This window comes from Acidovorax sp. IB03, from assembly GCF_016406015.1.
GTDB lineage: Bacteria > Pseudomonadota > Gammaproteobacteria > Burkholderiales > Burkholderiaceae_C > Acidovorax > Acidovorax temperans.
Window position 1 is genome coordinate 26,771 of the sequence record NZ_JAEFCH010000022.1, and the last position, 12,910, is coordinate 39,680.

Here is a 12,910-nt window from a genome sequence, read left to right on the forward strand (position 1 = left end):
GAGTTTTCATGGAATCGCAATTCGGTATCGCCAATGTCTGGATTCAAGGCGACTTTGTTACCCGGGCCGTGGCCGTGCTGCTGCTGGGCATGTCGCTGGCCTCGTGGATCGTCATCCTGATCAAGGCGCTGGACATCATCAAGTTCAAGAAGCACGCCCGCGCCGCGCAAGACTTCTGGCACAGCGAAGACTTTGCCGCCGGCATGACCAAGCTGGGCGCTGACCCCACCAACCCCTTCCGCCACCTGGCGCTGGAAGGTCGCGAAGCCACCGCCCACCACCGCAACACCAAGGCGCACCTGCACGACGCGCTGGATGTGAGCGACTGGGTGACGCGCTGCCTGCGCAACTGCATTGATGAATTCACCGCCCGCCTGCAATCGGGCCTGGCCATCCTGGCCTCGGTGGGCTCTACCGCGCCGTTCATCGGCCTGTTTGGCACCGTGTGGGGCATCTACCACGCGCTGCTGGCCATCGGCACCTCGGGCCAGTCCACCATCGACAAGGTGGCCGGCCCCATCGGCGAAGCGCTGATCATGACCGCCCTGGGTCTGGCCGTGGCCATCCCTGCGGTGCTGGGCTACAACGCCCTGGTGCGCGGCAACAAGTCCATCCTGGGCAGCCTCAACAGCTTTGCGCACGACCTGCACGCCTACTTTGTAACGGGCGCCCGTGTGAACGCGGGCGGCGAACAAGGCAAGGTGCTGCCCATGAAGAAAGGCAGCTAAGCCATGTCGTTCGGAACCCAGGACAGCTCCGATGAGGTGATGAACGAGATCAACATGACGCCCCTGGTGGACGTGATGCTGGTGCTGCTCATCATCTTCATCATCACCGTGCCGGTGATGAAACACTCGGTCAACGTGGACCTGCCCAGAGCCACCAACCAGCCCGAGGACGTGAAGCCCGAAACCGTGCGCCTGAGCGTATCGGCCGAAGGCAAGTACTACTGGAACGAATCGGAAGTGACGGAGGAAGAACTCTTCCCCCGCCTGCAAGCCGAAGCCGCCAAGGAGCCGCAGCCCGACCTGCACATCCGTGGCGACAAGGCCGTGCGCTACGAAAAGGTGGCCATCGCCATGGCAGCAGCCCAACGTGCCGGTGTGCGCAAGATCGGGTTTGTGACGGACCCACAGCAATAAGCAAGGCATCTTGGTGGTCACGCCCGCCCTCTGGCACGGCACCGTGCCCCTCTGAAAGCCCCACGCCCCGCGCCCGGGGCTTTTTGCGTTGTGAGCCGCAGTGCAATGAAAGCAGCGGCACCCCTCAGTGCTTTGCGCACGCCGGCCGCACTTGCCCACTGGGGCGCGCCCCTCTCGGGCCACCACAGCCACGCACTCCACACCCCAAGGGGTCCACAGCCCCACCTTCAGGAGACCTTGCATGAAGATTCGCCTCGCCGCCCACCTCACCTGCGCCGCTGTCTGCCTGGGGTTGCTGTTCGCTGACCAGGGAAGACTGGCAAGCGTCTTGTACTTCCTGTACCTGGGGGTCGAGGTTTTTATCTCCGCAGTCACGGGCAAGCAGCGCAACGATGGCGAGCGGTGAAGGCGTCAGCCCTGGTGGACGAGCGCCCGACCGCCTTGCGCACCATGCTCACCGCCTGAATCGCGGATCTCAACCCGAACAGGGAAATATTTTTCAGAAACCGCTTGCAAAGTAATTGCGAATCGTTATCATTAGCACATCGACAGCATTACACCGCTTCAGGAACACAGACATGCAAGCCACCCTGACCACCGCCGCGTTCTTGCGTTCTTCCGTGGCCCCCGCCAACACGGGTTCTGCCCCCTCTCCCACCGCTGATGGCCCCGTGCTGGCGGTGGACAGCAGCACCCTACTGCAAGGCCAGAAGGCCGTGGCCATCAGCCACAACGGTTCGCTGTACCGCTTGCAAGCCACTAAGCTGGGCAAGCTGATCCTGACCAAATGAGTTTCATCGTGGGGCGACTCCCGGGCTCATCAGCAGTCCGCAAGGGTCGTGTTTGCCAGCCAACGGTTGATCCCGCGTAGCCAGGCTTTTTTTCCCTGCGATCTTCGTTTCCCCAACAAAAAACCGGCCCAGTGGCCGGTTTTTTGTTGGCGCGTGCCACTGGCACGGCTTGGGCTTTTACAGGCCGATGGCGGCAATGCCGGCACGGGCAATCTGCGCGTCTTCGGAAGACTTCACGCCACTGACCCCCACCGCACCCAGGCACTGGCCGTCCTTCAGGATAGGCACACCGCCTTCGAGCATGCCCGCCACGGCAGGTGCGCTCAGGAACGAGGTGCGGCCGCCGTTGATGACGTCTTCATACACCTTGCTCTCACGCCGGCCCAGGGCGGCAGTGTGGGCCTTGGCTGGCGCAATGTGCGAGGAAATGGCGGGAGCCCCATCCAGGCGCTGCAACCACAGCAGGTGGCCGCCATCGTCCACGATGGCAATGGTCACGGCCCATTGGTTCTTAAGCGCTTCGGCTTCTGCAGCGGCGGCGATGCGCTTGACGTCAGCGAGTTCGAGTTCAAATTTGGTTTTCATGGAATGTCCTTTGAGGCGGGCCACGGGATCAATCCGCTGCCAACGCTCCCGGAGCATAGCGCCCGCGGCGGCGTTGGCGATGACCAGCTGGGGTGAAAGAGTTCATCCCTGCAGTGAGGGAATCCCGCGCATCCCTCACATCCCTTGCCCCCTTCACGCAGCGCCCCTGCGAAATAACGGTACGCCGCGGCCACGGCACTCAACGACTATGTTGACTGCGGCGCAGGGTACTCTCAAGGTTTGGGCCCAGCGTGCCGATAATGAGACAAGATGTTTCCATACCTCCGCGTCCTCCCTTCGCGTTTGCTTGTTGCCGCCATGGCGGTGGTGGTGCTGACTGGTTGTGAAATCCCAGGCATCTGGCCTGACCCCCGCATTGCGCAGCGGGAAGAAGAATCCAAAGCCATCGGCGGCGCCTGCCGCTATGCCCTGCGCGGGCTGGAAGACTGCTACACCCTGAATCCCAAGGCCTCGAAGGCAGCAGTGTTTGCGGGCTGGAAGGAAATGGACGCCTACATGCGCGAGAACAAGCTCGAAGGCGCCCCCTCGGTCATTGACCGCAACGAAAAACCCGAGAAGAAGAGCACGCCAGCCTCTGGCGCCCGCGACCCGGGCTGATCCTCCAAAGCCGCCTCACAGCGGCGCAGCCGGCCTGGGGCCGGCCGCTGCGCCTACCAGGCCTGCTCAGGCCCGCTCAAACACCGCCATGCTTTCAACGTGCGCGGTGTGCGGGAACATGTTGACCATGCCCGCCGCCACGCAGCGGTAGCCCGCCAAATGCACCAGCAGGCCCGCATCGCGCGCCAGCGTGGCGGGGTTGCAGCTCACGTACACAATGCGCTTGGGCGGCGTCCAGCCTTCGGCCCCTGCGGGCAACGGGCCAGCGCCCTCAGCGCCAATGCGGGCCTGTTCGATGTCTGCCAGGGCCTTGGCCAGGGCAAAGGCGCCTTCGCGCGGTGGGTCTACCAGCCACTTGTCGGCGGTGCCGTCGGCAATCAGCATCTCTGGCGTCATCTCAAACAGGTTGCGCGCTACAAAATCAGTAGCTGCCAGCGCTTTTCCATCCTGCCTTTGAGCCTGATTTGACTTGTAATTTTCACGCGAGCGGGCCACCAGGGCCTCACTGCCCTCAATGCCCAGCACCTCGCGCGCCTGGGTGGCCAGGGGCAGCGTGAAGTTGCCCAGGCCACAGAACCAGTCAATCACCCGTTCGTGCTTTTGCACGTCCAGCAAGCGCAGGGCGCGCGACACCAGCACGCGGTTGATGTGCGGGTTCACCTGCGTGAAATCGGTGGGCTTGAACGGCATGGTGATGCCGAAGTCGGGCAGCGCATACGACAGTGTCTCGCCGCCTTCGTCCAGCAACTTGACGGTGTCGGGCCCCTTGGGCTGCAGCCACCATTGCACGTTGTGCTGCGCGGCAAAGGCGCGCAGGCGGGCAATGTCTTCGGCCGACAAGGGCTCCAGGTGGCGCAGCACCAGGGCCGTGACGTGGTCGCCGCAGGCCAGCTCAATTTGCGGGCAGGTGTCGCGCGCATCCATGTCGGCCACCAGCTTGCGCAGCGGCATCAGCATGGCGCTGACGTGGGGCGGCAGCACGGGGCAGACTTCCATGTCGGCCACGTAGCGGCTCTTGCGCTCGTGAAAGCCCACCAGCACCGTGCCCTTTTTGATGACGTGGCGCACGGCCAGGCGGGCGCGGTAGCGGTAGCCCCAGGCGGGGCCTTCGATGGGGCGCAGGATGGTTTCGGCCTTCACCTTGCCCAGGTGCCAGAGGTTGTCCTCCAGCGCCCGCTGCTTGACGGCCACCTGGGCGCGCGTGTCCAGGTGCTGCATCTTGCAGCCGCCGCAGGCACCGCCATGCAGGCCAAAGTGCGGGCAACCAGGGCGCACGCGCTGCGAGGACTCGCGGTGGATGTCCGTCAGGCTGGCCTGTTCCCAGTTGTTCTTTTTGCGGTGGGTGTTGGCGCTGACCCACTCGAACGGCAGGGCACCATCAATGAAGACCACCTTGCCGTCGGGCTTGCGGGCCACGCCCTGGGCATCCAGGTCCATGGACTGGACGGCAAGCCAGCCCTCGGGAAGATCGGGCTGGTCTGCGGTGTCTTGAAGGGGTGGGGAGAGTGGTTCGGTCTGTTCGCTCATCCCCCGATTGTCTCAGGCTCGCGGCCTGGTTCACCCGCGGTCGGCGCGGCGGTCTTGGACTGGCAGGGGAACGGACGCAGGCTTGCCCGCACGCACAGACAGCTTGTTGATGGTGAGTTCACAGCCGTGCAGGTCGAGCGAGAAGATCAACTTGCCGCCAGGGGCAACCTTGGGCAGCGTCTGGTGCAGGGGGTACGACATGTCTACCGGTGGCTCGATGGAGCGGTAGATCAATTCACCATCGGGCGCATAGATTTGGTAGCAGGCAGCAGACGCCACAGGGCTGAACAGGGCGGCGGCCAGAGCGGCAACGGCTGCGACATGGGGCAATGCGGACATATTCCTCTCCTCGGGTATCAGTTCAAAATTTGTGGCTGCATTATGCGGCGGCGTCCTCGGCGGCTCCACCCCCATGGGACAGCTGCCAGCCTCACACATGCAGATGCAGATGGTTGCTGTGCTTGACCTCTTCCATCACCGCATAGGTGCGGGTTTCACGCACGCCGGGCAGCTGCCACAGCACATTGCCAGCAAACACCCGGTAAGCGTTCATGTCGGCGGCGCGGGTCTTGAGCAGGTAGTCAAAGCCACCCGCCACCAGGTGGCATTCCATGATCTCGGGGTGCACCTGCACCGCAGCCTTGAACTGGTCGAACACGTTGAGCGTGGTGCGGTCCAGCAGCACCTCCACAAACACCAGCATGCCCGCACCCAGCTTCATGGGATTGAGGCGCGCCTCATAACCCAGGATGTAGCCCTCGCGCGTGAGGCGCTGCACCCGCGCCAGCACGGCGGTGGGCGACAAGGCCACGGCCTCGGCCAGCTTCAGATTGGCGATGCGCCCGTCTTCTTGCAGGATTGACAAGATTTTTCGGTCGATGCGGTCCAGATTATTTTCCATGGCACCTATTCTTAGTGAATTATTCAAACAATAGCGCATTCTTTGAATATTCATTCGGCTCAAGTCCGGGGATCATCGCTTTCATTGCGCCAAACCCTGTTTGGCTCCCACCTTCCACCCAAGGCATCGCCATGACGCAACCCTCCGCTCCGTTTGCACAGTTCGCGCCCCGCACCCCGCTCACCAACCCGCTGCGCGCGCCCATCACCGCCGCCTACCGCCGCCCCGAGCCCGAGGCCCTGGCACCGCTGCTGGCCCAGGCCCGCCTGCCACAAGAGCTGGCCACCGCGTCGCAGCAACTGGCGCTGCGCATTGCCAAGTCGCTGCGCGAGCGCAAGGCCAGCGCTGGTCGTGCCGGCCTGGTGCAGGGGCTGCTGCAGGAGTTTTCACTGTCATCCCAAGAAGGCGTGGCGCTGATGTGCCTGGCCGAGGCACTGCTGCGCATCCCCGACAAAGCCACGCGCGACGCGCTCATCCGCGACAAGATCAGCAATGGCCAGTGGGATTCGCACCTGGGCAAAAGCCCCTCGCTGTTCGTCAACGCCGCCACCTGGGGTCTGCTCATCACCGGCAAGCTGGTGGCCACGCACAGCGAAAGCAGCCTGGGTAACTCGCTCAGCCGTCTGATCGGCAAGGGTGGCGAGCCCCTGATCCGCAAGGGCGTGGACATCGCCATGCGCATGATGGGCGAGCAATTCGTGACGGGTGAGACCATTGACGAAGCCCTGCACAACGCCCGCACGATGGAAGCCGAGGGCTTTCGCTATTCGTACGACATGCTGGGCGAGGCAGCGCTGACCAGCGAAGATGCCAAGCGCTACTACGCGTCGTACGAGCAAGCCATCCACGCGATTGGCAAAGCCTCTGCCGGGCGCGGCATCTACGAAGGGCCTGGCATCTCCATCAAGCTCTCGGCCCTGCACCCGCGCTACAGCCGCGCGCAATTTGACCGCGTGATGGACGAGCTGTACCCCCTGGTGCTGCGCCTGACCGTGCTGGCCAAACGCTATGACATTGGCCTGAACATCGACGCGGAAGAGACCGACCGGCTGGAGCTGTCGCTGGACCTGCTGGAGCGCCTGTGCCACGAGCCCACGCTGGCCGGCTGGAACGGCATTGGCTTCGTCATCCAGGCCTACCAAAAGCGCTGCCCCTTCGTCATCGACTACGTGGTGGATTTGGCCCGCCGCACCCAGCGCCGCCTGATGGTGCGCCTGGTGAAGGGCGCGTACTGGGACAGCGAAATCAAGCGCGCCCAGGTCGATGGCCTGGAAGACTACCCCGTCTACACCCGCAAGGTGCACACCGACATTTCGTACATCGCCTGCGCCAAGAAGCTGCTGGCCGCACCCGAAGCCGTGTACCCGCAGTTCGCCACCCACAACGCGGAAACGCTGGCCACCATCTACCACCTGGCGGGCAGCAACTACTACGCCGGGCAATACGAGTTCCAGTGCCTGCACGGCATGGGCGAGCCGCTTTATGAACAGGTGGTGGGCGCCATCACGGCTGGCAAGCTGGGCCGCCCCTGCCGCATCTACGCCCCCGTGGGCACGCACGAAACCCTGCTGGCCTACCTGGTGCGCCGCCTGCTCGAAAACGGCGCCAACACCTCGTTCGTGAACCGCATTGCCGACGAAACCATTGCGCTGGATGAGCTGGTGAAGAGCCCCGTGCAGGTGGTGGATGAGCAGGCAGCGAAGGAAGGCACCGCCGGCCTGCCCCACCCGCGCATCCCCCTGCCAGCGGCGCTGTATGGCGCCCACCGCAGCAACTCACGCGGGCTGGATTTGTCGAACGAAAACACGCTGACCGAGCTGGCCGCCACCCTGCAAGCCACGGCAAGCCACACCTGGACGGCAGCGCCCCTGCTGGCCACTGACGTGCCCGCAGGCACCACCCAGCCCGTGCGCAACCCCGCTGACCACAACGACGTGGTGGGCCAGGTGCAAGAAGCCACCACGGCCGACGTAGACCAGGCCTTGGCCCACGCCCAGGCCGCCGCAGCCCCCTGGGCCGCCACGCCACCCGCCGAACGCGCCGCAGCCTTGCTGCGCACCGCCGACCTGCTGGAAGAGCGCATGCAGCCCCTGCTGGGCCTGCTGATGCGCGAAGCGGGCAAGAGCGCCAGCAACGCCGTGGCCGAAGTGCGTGAAGCCGTGGACTTCTTGCGCTACTACGCCGCGCAGGTGCAAAGCACCTTTGACAACGCCACCCACATCCCGCTGGGCCCGGTGGCCTGCATCAGCCCCTGGAACTTCCCCCTCGCCATCTTCATGGGCCAAGTGGCCGCAGCCCTGGCCGCAGGCAACCCCGTGCTGGCCAAGCCCGCAGAGCAAACCCCGCTGATCGCCGCCGAGGCCGTACGCCTGCTGTGGCAGGCCGGTGTGCCCCGCGCGGCCGTGCAACTGCTGCCCGGCCAGGGCGAGACCGTGGGCGCACGCCTGATTGGCGATGCGCGCGTGATGGGCGTCATGTTCACCGGCTCCACCGAAGTCGCACGCATCCTGCAGCGCACCGTGGCCGGTCGGCTGGATGCCGCAGGTCGCCCCATTCCGCTGATTGCGGAAACGGGTGGGCAGAACGCGATGATCGTGGACTCGTCCGCACTGGCCGAACAGGTGGTGGGCGATGCCGTGTCGTCCGCCTTTGACAGCGCAGGCCAGCGCTGCTCTGCCCTGCGCGTGCTGTGCGTGCAGGAAGAAGCCGCCGACCGCGTGGTCGAGATGCTGCAAGGCGCCATGGGCGAACTGCGCGTGGGCAACACCGCCGAACTGCGCGTGGACGTGGGCCCCGTCATCGACGCCGAAGCGCAAACCAGCATCGTCCAGCACATCGAAAAGTTCAAAGCCCAAGGCCACCGCGTGTACCAGCACCCCAGCCACCTGGCGGTCCGCAGCGCACCTGGCACCTTTGTGCCGCCCACGCTGATCGAACTGAACCACATCGGCGAGCTGCAGCGCGAAGTCTTCGGCCCCGTGCTGCACCTGGTGCGCTACGCCCGCAAGAATCTGGACCAGTTGCTGGACGAGATCAACGCCACCGGCTACGGCCTGACCCAGGGCGTGCACACCCGCATCGACGAAACCATTGCCCGCGTGGTGGACCGCGCCCATGCCGGCAACGTGTACGTGAACCGCAACATGGTGGGCGCCGTGGTGGGCGTGCAGCCGTTTGGTGGCGAAGGCCTGTCGGGCACCGGGCCCAAGGCCGGCGGGCCGCTGTACCTGCTGCGGCTGCTGTCGCAGCGCCCCGCCGATGCGCTCGCACGCACCTTTGCCGACACAGACCGCGCCACGCCGCCCGAGGCCGCGGCCCGCAACCGCCAGTTGCCCGCCTTGTCGGCCCTGCAGCAGTGGGCGCAAAGCCAGGGCAACGCGGCACTGGCCAGCACCTGCCAGCGCTTTGCACAGGAAACGCAAAGCGGCACCTCCCGCACCCTGCCCGGCCCCACGGGCGAGCGCAACGTGTACACCCTGGCCCCGCGCGCACATGTGCTGTGCGTGGCAACGTCTGTCAGCGACCTGCTGGTGCAAACAGCCGCCGTGCTGGCCAGTGGCGGCAAGGCGCTGTGGCCCACCGCACAGGCCAGCCTGCGCAACCAGCTGCCCACCGCCGCGCAAGCCCAGGTGGTGCTGCAAGACAACGCCCTCACCGATGCCAGCGTGGCGCTGGACGCAGTACTGCACCATGGCGATGGCAAGGCCTTGCAGGCCGTGTGCACAGCCCTGGCCCAGCGCCCTGGCCCCATCGTGGGCGTGACAGCCATGCAGCCTGGCGCGGTGGACATTCCGCTGGAACGCCTGCTGATTGAGCGCGCCTTGAGCGTGAACACCGCCGCTGCGGGCGGTAATGCCAGCCTGATGACACTGGGTTGAGCACCCGCCGCAGCGCTACGCATGCGCTGCGGCGGTTTTTAATCAAAACGGCTTCTGGCGCTTATTAGACAAGCGCTGGCAGCTATTGATTCAATAGCAAATCAAGAGGCCGTCGCCAACGGCAAGTTCAGCAGCAGGTTCTGCGGCTTGATGCGTACCAGCCCCTCGGCATTGGTGGCCAGCCCCAGGTACACAGGCTTTCCTGCCACATCGGCGCGCATCTCTGCGGGGTTGGCAAAGGTCAGTGTGAACAGGCTGACAAGGCGCTGCATCCGCTCCGCCTCCACCGGCCGGTCCTGGTACAGGTCGTTCAAGATGGCGGTGGACTCCACGTCCAGCCCCACATGCCAGCGCCACGCGCTGTCGTTGATCTGGTGCACCGGCTCAATCTGCACCTGTACGCCCAGCATATGCAGCACCCAGCGTTCCAGCACCCGCGCCAGGGCCTTCAGGCCCGAGCGGGCGCGGGTCAGCTTGAGGGTGAGACCATGGCTCAGGTCCTGCGTCAGCTCGTGGGTCAGGTCCAGCAGAAAGTGGTGGCGCTCGCTCTCGGCCCAATAAGTAGCAGCGTTGTCGGGCGTGAGCACCTGCACCTGCGCGGTGGGTTGCAGCACACCGCCTTGGCGCAGCAGGCGCCCTACTTCACCCAGGCCTGCGGTTTCGTGCAGCAGGTCGAGGGCATCGCGGTCACCCGCCAGCATCTGGCCTTCTTGCAAGGTGATGCGCTGCGGGCGAAACAGCATCTCGGCCGCGCGGGCTTCCAGCGCGTCGTTGCTCGTGTCCAGCACATTGCGCAGCAAGGCCTGCACCACCGCATCGATGAACACGGCAGGCACATCCACCGTGCCGCTGCGCATCAGCCGCAGGTAATAGGCCTCCAGCGTGCCCGCAGCCAGAAGGCCATCGCGAAAGCGCAGAAACACCGCGTAGTTTTCCCGCGCATCGTCATCCTGCACAGCCGCCAATTGCTCGCGCTGCACAGGTGCCAGGGGTGCGGCCACCAGCCCCTCGTGCAAGGCGATTTCTGCGGCGCAGGACTCTGGCACCAGCGCCAGTTCGGGCCGTGCCAGCAGGGTGCGCACGTACGCCTCGGTAGGCACCAGCCAGCCCCGCGCATCGCGTTGCAAGAGCGAAAAGTGGCTGCCTGGCCAAAAATCGTTGTGTGGCGTCACGAAAGCGGTCCCCGAAAATCAAAACCTCCGAGGCTACAACACCCTAACTCCAGTACCCGAGCTTTCCCGCAAAGCCATGCGCAATTGCAAGGGCAACGGCACAATCACCGCACCATGAACGCGCTGCCCCCCTCGCTGCCCATCCGCACCGAATGCCCGCCCGGCGCCTGCGTATGCGACCGCGACGCCCTGCTGCAAGACCCGCAGGCCGACGCCCGCGTGCTGCTGCTCACCCGCGAGGAAGAAAAGCGCCTGCTGCAGCGGCTGGAGCAGATCACCAGCCTGGCCGACCTGCGCCGCCTGCAAGACCGCATGGAGCAGCAACTCGGCATCCGCCTGACCATCGCCCCCGGCCCCAACGAGGTGCGCACGCTGCGCGGCATCACCATCCTGGTCCACGAACAACGCGGCCTGTGCCGCAAAACCCGCCAGTCCATCCCCGCCGCCATCCGCCAAGCGCTGGAGCGACGGCCCGAGATCAGCTACGAATTGCTGGACGAAGGCGGGCTGTTTGGCGGACAGTAGCCGCCGGCGGCCCTGTAGCCGCACCCTAGAGCGAAGTCCCTGAAACAAAAAGGCCTTGAATGACTTCAAGGCCTTTTTGCTTGTGCATCGAAGCTCAGTCGGTGGATCTGAGCTGCGTGTCGATCATTCCCACTCGATCGTCGCTGGTGGCTTGCTGCTCACGTCATACGTCACGCGGTTGATGCCACGCACTTCGTTGATGATGCGGCCCGACACCTTCTTGAGCAGCGCATAAGGCAGTTCAGCCCAGTCGGCGGTCATGAAGTCGCTGGTCTGCACAGCGCGCAGGGCGACCACGTAATCGTAGGTGCGGCCATCGCCCATCACCCCCACGCTCTTGACGGGCAGAAACACGGTGAAGGCCTGGCTGGTCAGGTCGTACCAGGTCTTGCCTGTCGCTTCGTCCTTGAAGTTGCGCAGCTCTTCGATGAAGATCGCGTCGGCACGGCGCAGCAGGTCGGCGTATTCTTTTTTCACCTCGCCCAAGATACGCACACCCAGGCCAGGGCCAGGGAACGGGTGGCGATAGACCATCTCGTGCGGCAGGCCCAGGGCTACGCCCAACTCGCGCACTTCGTCCTTGAACAGGTCGCGCAGAGGTTCGAGCAACTTCAGGCCCAACTGCTCAGGCAGGCCACCCACGTTGTGGTGGCTCTTGATGGTGACGGCCTTCTTGCTCTTGGCACCGCCGCTTTCAATCACGTCGGGGTAGATGGTGCCCTGGGCCAGGAAGGTAGCGCCCTTGTGGCCGCCGGTGCCCGCCTTGAGCTTGGCAGCCTCAGCCTTGAACACATCGACGAACAGGCCGCCGATGATCTTGCGCTTTTGCTCGGGCTCGCTCACGCCCGCCAGCTTGCCCAGGAACAAATCGCTGGCGTCCACGCGGATCACCTTGGCGTGCAGCTTGCCTTCGAACATGTCCATGACCATGTCGCCTTCGTTCAGGCGCAGCAATCCGTGATCGACAAATACGCAGGTGAGCTGGTCGCCGATGGCGCGGTGAATCAACGCGGCAGCCACGGAGGAATCCACCCCGCCCGACAGGCCGAGAATCACCTCCTCGTCGCCCACCTGTTCGCGAATTTTTTGCACCGCCTCTTCGATATGGTCGCGCATGATCCAGTCGGCGCGCGTGCCGCAAATGCCCAGCACAAAGCGCTCCAGCAGAGCACGGCCTTGCACGGTGTGCGTCACTTCGGGGTGGAACTGCACGGCGTAATAGTGGCGGCTTTCGTCGGCCATGCCTGCGATGGGGCAGGACGGCGTGGAACACATCACCTTGAAGCCTGGGGGCAGCTCGGTAACCTTGTCGCCGTGGCTCATCCACACCTTGAGCATGCCGTGGCCTTCAGGCGTGGCAAAGTCTTCAATGCCCTTGAGCAGTTCGGTGTGGCCATGCGCACGCACTTCGGCGTAGCCGAATTCGCGGGTGTTGGAGCCTTCGACCTTGCCGCCCAGTTGATTGGCCATGGTCTGCATGCCGTAGCAAATGCCCAGCACAGGGATACCCAGCTCAAACACGGCGGCGGGCGCCTTGTCGTCCACCTCGTACACGCTGGCGTGGCTGCCAGAGAGGATCACGCCCTTGAGCTGACCGTCCTTCGCGTATTCGCGAATCCACTCGTCGGTCACATCGCAAGGGTGCACTTCGCAGTAGACATGGGCCTCGCGCACACGGCGGGCGATGAGCTGGGTGACTTGCGAGCCGAAATCAAGGATGAGGATTTTCTGGTGTTGCATGGCGGGCGACAGAAAGGTGCGTGAGGGCTTG

General features: G+C 64.7%; 13 protein-coding genes. 7 read left to right on the forward strand and 6 right to left on the reverse strand.

Going from position 1 to position 12,910, the window contains the following annotated elements; translation table 11 throughout:
* The first annotated feature begins 8 nt into the window (after window positions 1-8).
* From IHV84_RS12930 to hemP, 4 genes are all read left to right on the forward strand, one after another.
* Window positions 9-728: a MotA/TolQ/ExbB proton channel family protein gene (locus IHV84_RS12930; protein WP_044403073.1), complete on the forward strand. Its 720-nt coding sequence runs from the start codon at window positions 9-11 to the stop codon at window positions 726-728.
* A 3-nt stretch (window positions 729-731) separates the two neighbouring features.
* Window positions 732-1,142 carry a biopolymer transporter ExbD gene (locus IHV84_RS12935; RefSeq protein ID WP_198847162.1) on the forward strand — a complete coding sequence of 137 codons (411 nt, stop codon included), beginning with the start codon at window positions 732-734 and terminating at the stop codon, window positions 1,140-1,142.
* A gap of 241 nt (window positions 1,143-1,383) precedes the next feature.
* A complete protein-coding gene (locus IHV84_RS12940) occupies window positions 1,384-1,548 on the forward strand; it encodes a hypothetical protein (RefSeq protein WP_156445240.1) in 165 nt (54 codons plus the stop codon).
* Between the two features lie 172 nt (window positions 1,549-1,720).
* Window positions 1,721-1,933: a hemin uptake protein HemP gene (gene hemP, locus IHV84_RS12945; protein WP_044403079.1), complete on the forward strand. Its 213-nt coding sequence runs from the start codon at window positions 1,721-1,723 to the stop codon at window positions 1,931-1,933.
* 177 nt (window positions 1,934-2,110) lie between these two features.
* Here the strand turns inward: hemP and IHV84_RS12950 are convergent, their stop codons facing one another.
* The gene (locus IHV84_RS12950) at window positions 2,111-2,518 is read right to left on the reverse strand and encodes a heme-binding protein (protein ID WP_044400933.1); all 408 of its coding nucleotides are present in this window, start codon (window positions 2,516-2,518) and stop codon (window positions 2,111-2,113) included.
* A 270-nt stretch (window positions 2,519-2,788) separates the two neighbouring features.
* Between IHV84_RS12950 and IHV84_RS12955 the strand changes: the two genes are divergently transcribed.
* A complete protein-coding gene (locus IHV84_RS12955; protein ID WP_066698491.1) occupies window positions 2,789-3,136 on the forward strand; it encodes a hypothetical protein in 348 nt (115 codons plus the stop codon).
* Window positions 3,137-3,202: 66 nt separating this feature from the next.
* Here IHV84_RS12955 and rlmD read toward each other — a convergent pair whose 3' ends face one another.
* From rlmD to IHV84_RS12970, 3 genes are all read right to left on the reverse strand, one after another.
* Entirely contained in the window at window positions 3,203-4,663 is a 1,461-nt protein-coding gene (gene rlmD / locus IHV84_RS12960) for a 23S rRNA (uracil(1939)-C(5))-methyltransferase RlmD (protein ID WP_198847163.1), read from the reverse strand.
* 30 nt (window positions 4,664-4,693) lie between these two features.
* Window positions 4,694-5,002 (reverse strand): hypothetical protein, encoded by a 309-nt coding sequence (locus tag IHV84_RS12965; protein ID WP_198847164.1) that lies wholly within the window; start codon window positions 5,000-5,002, stop codon window positions 4,694-4,696.
* A gap of 91 nt (window positions 5,003-5,093) precedes the next feature.
* Complete coding sequence (locus IHV84_RS12970) at window positions 5,094-5,564, reverse strand: Lrp/AsnC ligand binding domain-containing protein (RefSeq protein WP_066698484.1); 471 nt, start codon at window positions 5,562-5,564, stop codon at window positions 5,094-5,096.
* A 131-nt stretch (window positions 5,565-5,695) separates the two neighbouring features.
* On the opposite strand from IHV84_RS12970, the gene putA reads away from it, so the two are divergent.
* Window positions 5,696-9,442, forward strand: coding sequence for a trifunctional transcriptional regulator/proline dehydrogenase/L-glutamate gamma-semialdehyde dehydrogenase (putA, locus tag IHV84_RS12975; RefSeq protein WP_198847165.1), 3,747 nt, complete (start codon window positions 5,696-5,698; stop codon window positions 9,440-9,442).
* 101 nt (window positions 9,443-9,543) lie between these two features.
* Here putA and IHV84_RS12980 read toward each other — a convergent pair whose 3' ends face one another.
* The gene (locus IHV84_RS12980; RefSeq protein WP_198847166.1) at window positions 9,544-10,614 is read right to left on the reverse strand and encodes a DUF6352 family protein; all 1,071 of its coding nucleotides are present in this window, start codon (window positions 10,612-10,614) and stop codon (window positions 9,544-9,546) included.
* A gap of 114 nt (window positions 10,615-10,728) precedes the next feature.
* Between IHV84_RS12980 and IHV84_RS12985 the strand changes: the two genes are divergently transcribed.
* Window positions 10,729-11,139, forward strand: a complete 411-nt coding sequence (locus IHV84_RS12985) for a hypothetical protein (RefSeq protein WP_198847167.1) — start codon at window positions 10,729-10,731, stop codon at window positions 11,137-11,139.
* 123 nt (window positions 11,140-11,262) lie between these two features.
* Here the strand turns inward: IHV84_RS12985 and guaA are convergent, their stop codons facing one another.
* On the reverse strand, window positions 11,263-12,879 hold the full coding sequence (guaA, locus tag IHV84_RS12990) for a glutamine-hydrolyzing GMP synthase (protein WP_066787006.1): 1,617 nt from the start codon (window positions 12,877-12,879) through the stop codon (window positions 11,263-11,265).
* Window positions 12,880-12,910: the final 31 nt, after the last annotated feature.

Coding starts and splice junctions, on each gene's coding strand:
- IHV84_RS12930 (WP_044403073.1), top strand. CDS start 9: ATGGAATCGCAATTCGGTATCGCCAATGTCTGGATTCAAGGCGACTTT.
- IHV84_RS12935 (WP_198847162.1), top strand. CDS start 732: ATGTCGTTCGGAACCCAGGACAGCTCCGATGAGGTGATGAACGAGATC.
- IHV84_RS12940 (WP_156445240.1), top strand. CDS start 1,384: ATGAAGATTCGCCTCGCCGCCCACCTCACCTGCGCCGCTGTCTGCCTG.
- hemP (WP_044403079.1), top strand. CDS start 1,721: ATGCAAGCCACCCTGACCACCGCCGCGTTCTTGCGTTCTTCCGTGGCC.
- IHV84_RS12950 (WP_044400933.1), bottom strand. CDS start 2,518: ATGAAAACCAAATTTGAACTCGAACTCGCTGACGTCAAGCGCATCGCC.
- IHV84_RS12955 (WP_066698491.1), top strand. CDS start 2,789: ATGTTTCCATACCTCCGCGTCCTCCCTTCGCGTTTGCTTGTTGCCGCC.
- rlmD (WP_198847163.1), bottom strand. CDS start 4,663: ATGAGCGAACAGACCGAACCACTCTCCCCACCCCTTCAAGACACCGCA.
- IHV84_RS12965 (WP_198847164.1), bottom strand. CDS start 5,002: ATGTCCGCATTGCCCCATGTCGCAGCCGTTGCCGCTCTGGCCGCCGCC.
- IHV84_RS12970 (WP_066698484.1), bottom strand. CDS start 5,564: ATGGAAAATAATCTGGACCGCATCGACCGAAAAATCTTGTCAATCCTG.
- putA (WP_198847165.1), top strand. CDS start 5,696: ATGACGCAACCCTCCGCTCCGTTTGCACAGTTCGCGCCCCGCACCCCG.
- IHV84_RS12985 (WP_198847167.1), top strand. CDS start 10,729: ATGAACGCGCTGCCCCCCTCGCTGCCCATCCGCACCGAATGCCCGCCC.
- guaA (WP_066787006.1), bottom strand. CDS start 12,879: ATGCAACACCAGAAAATCCTCATCCTTGATTTCGGCTCGCAAGTCACC.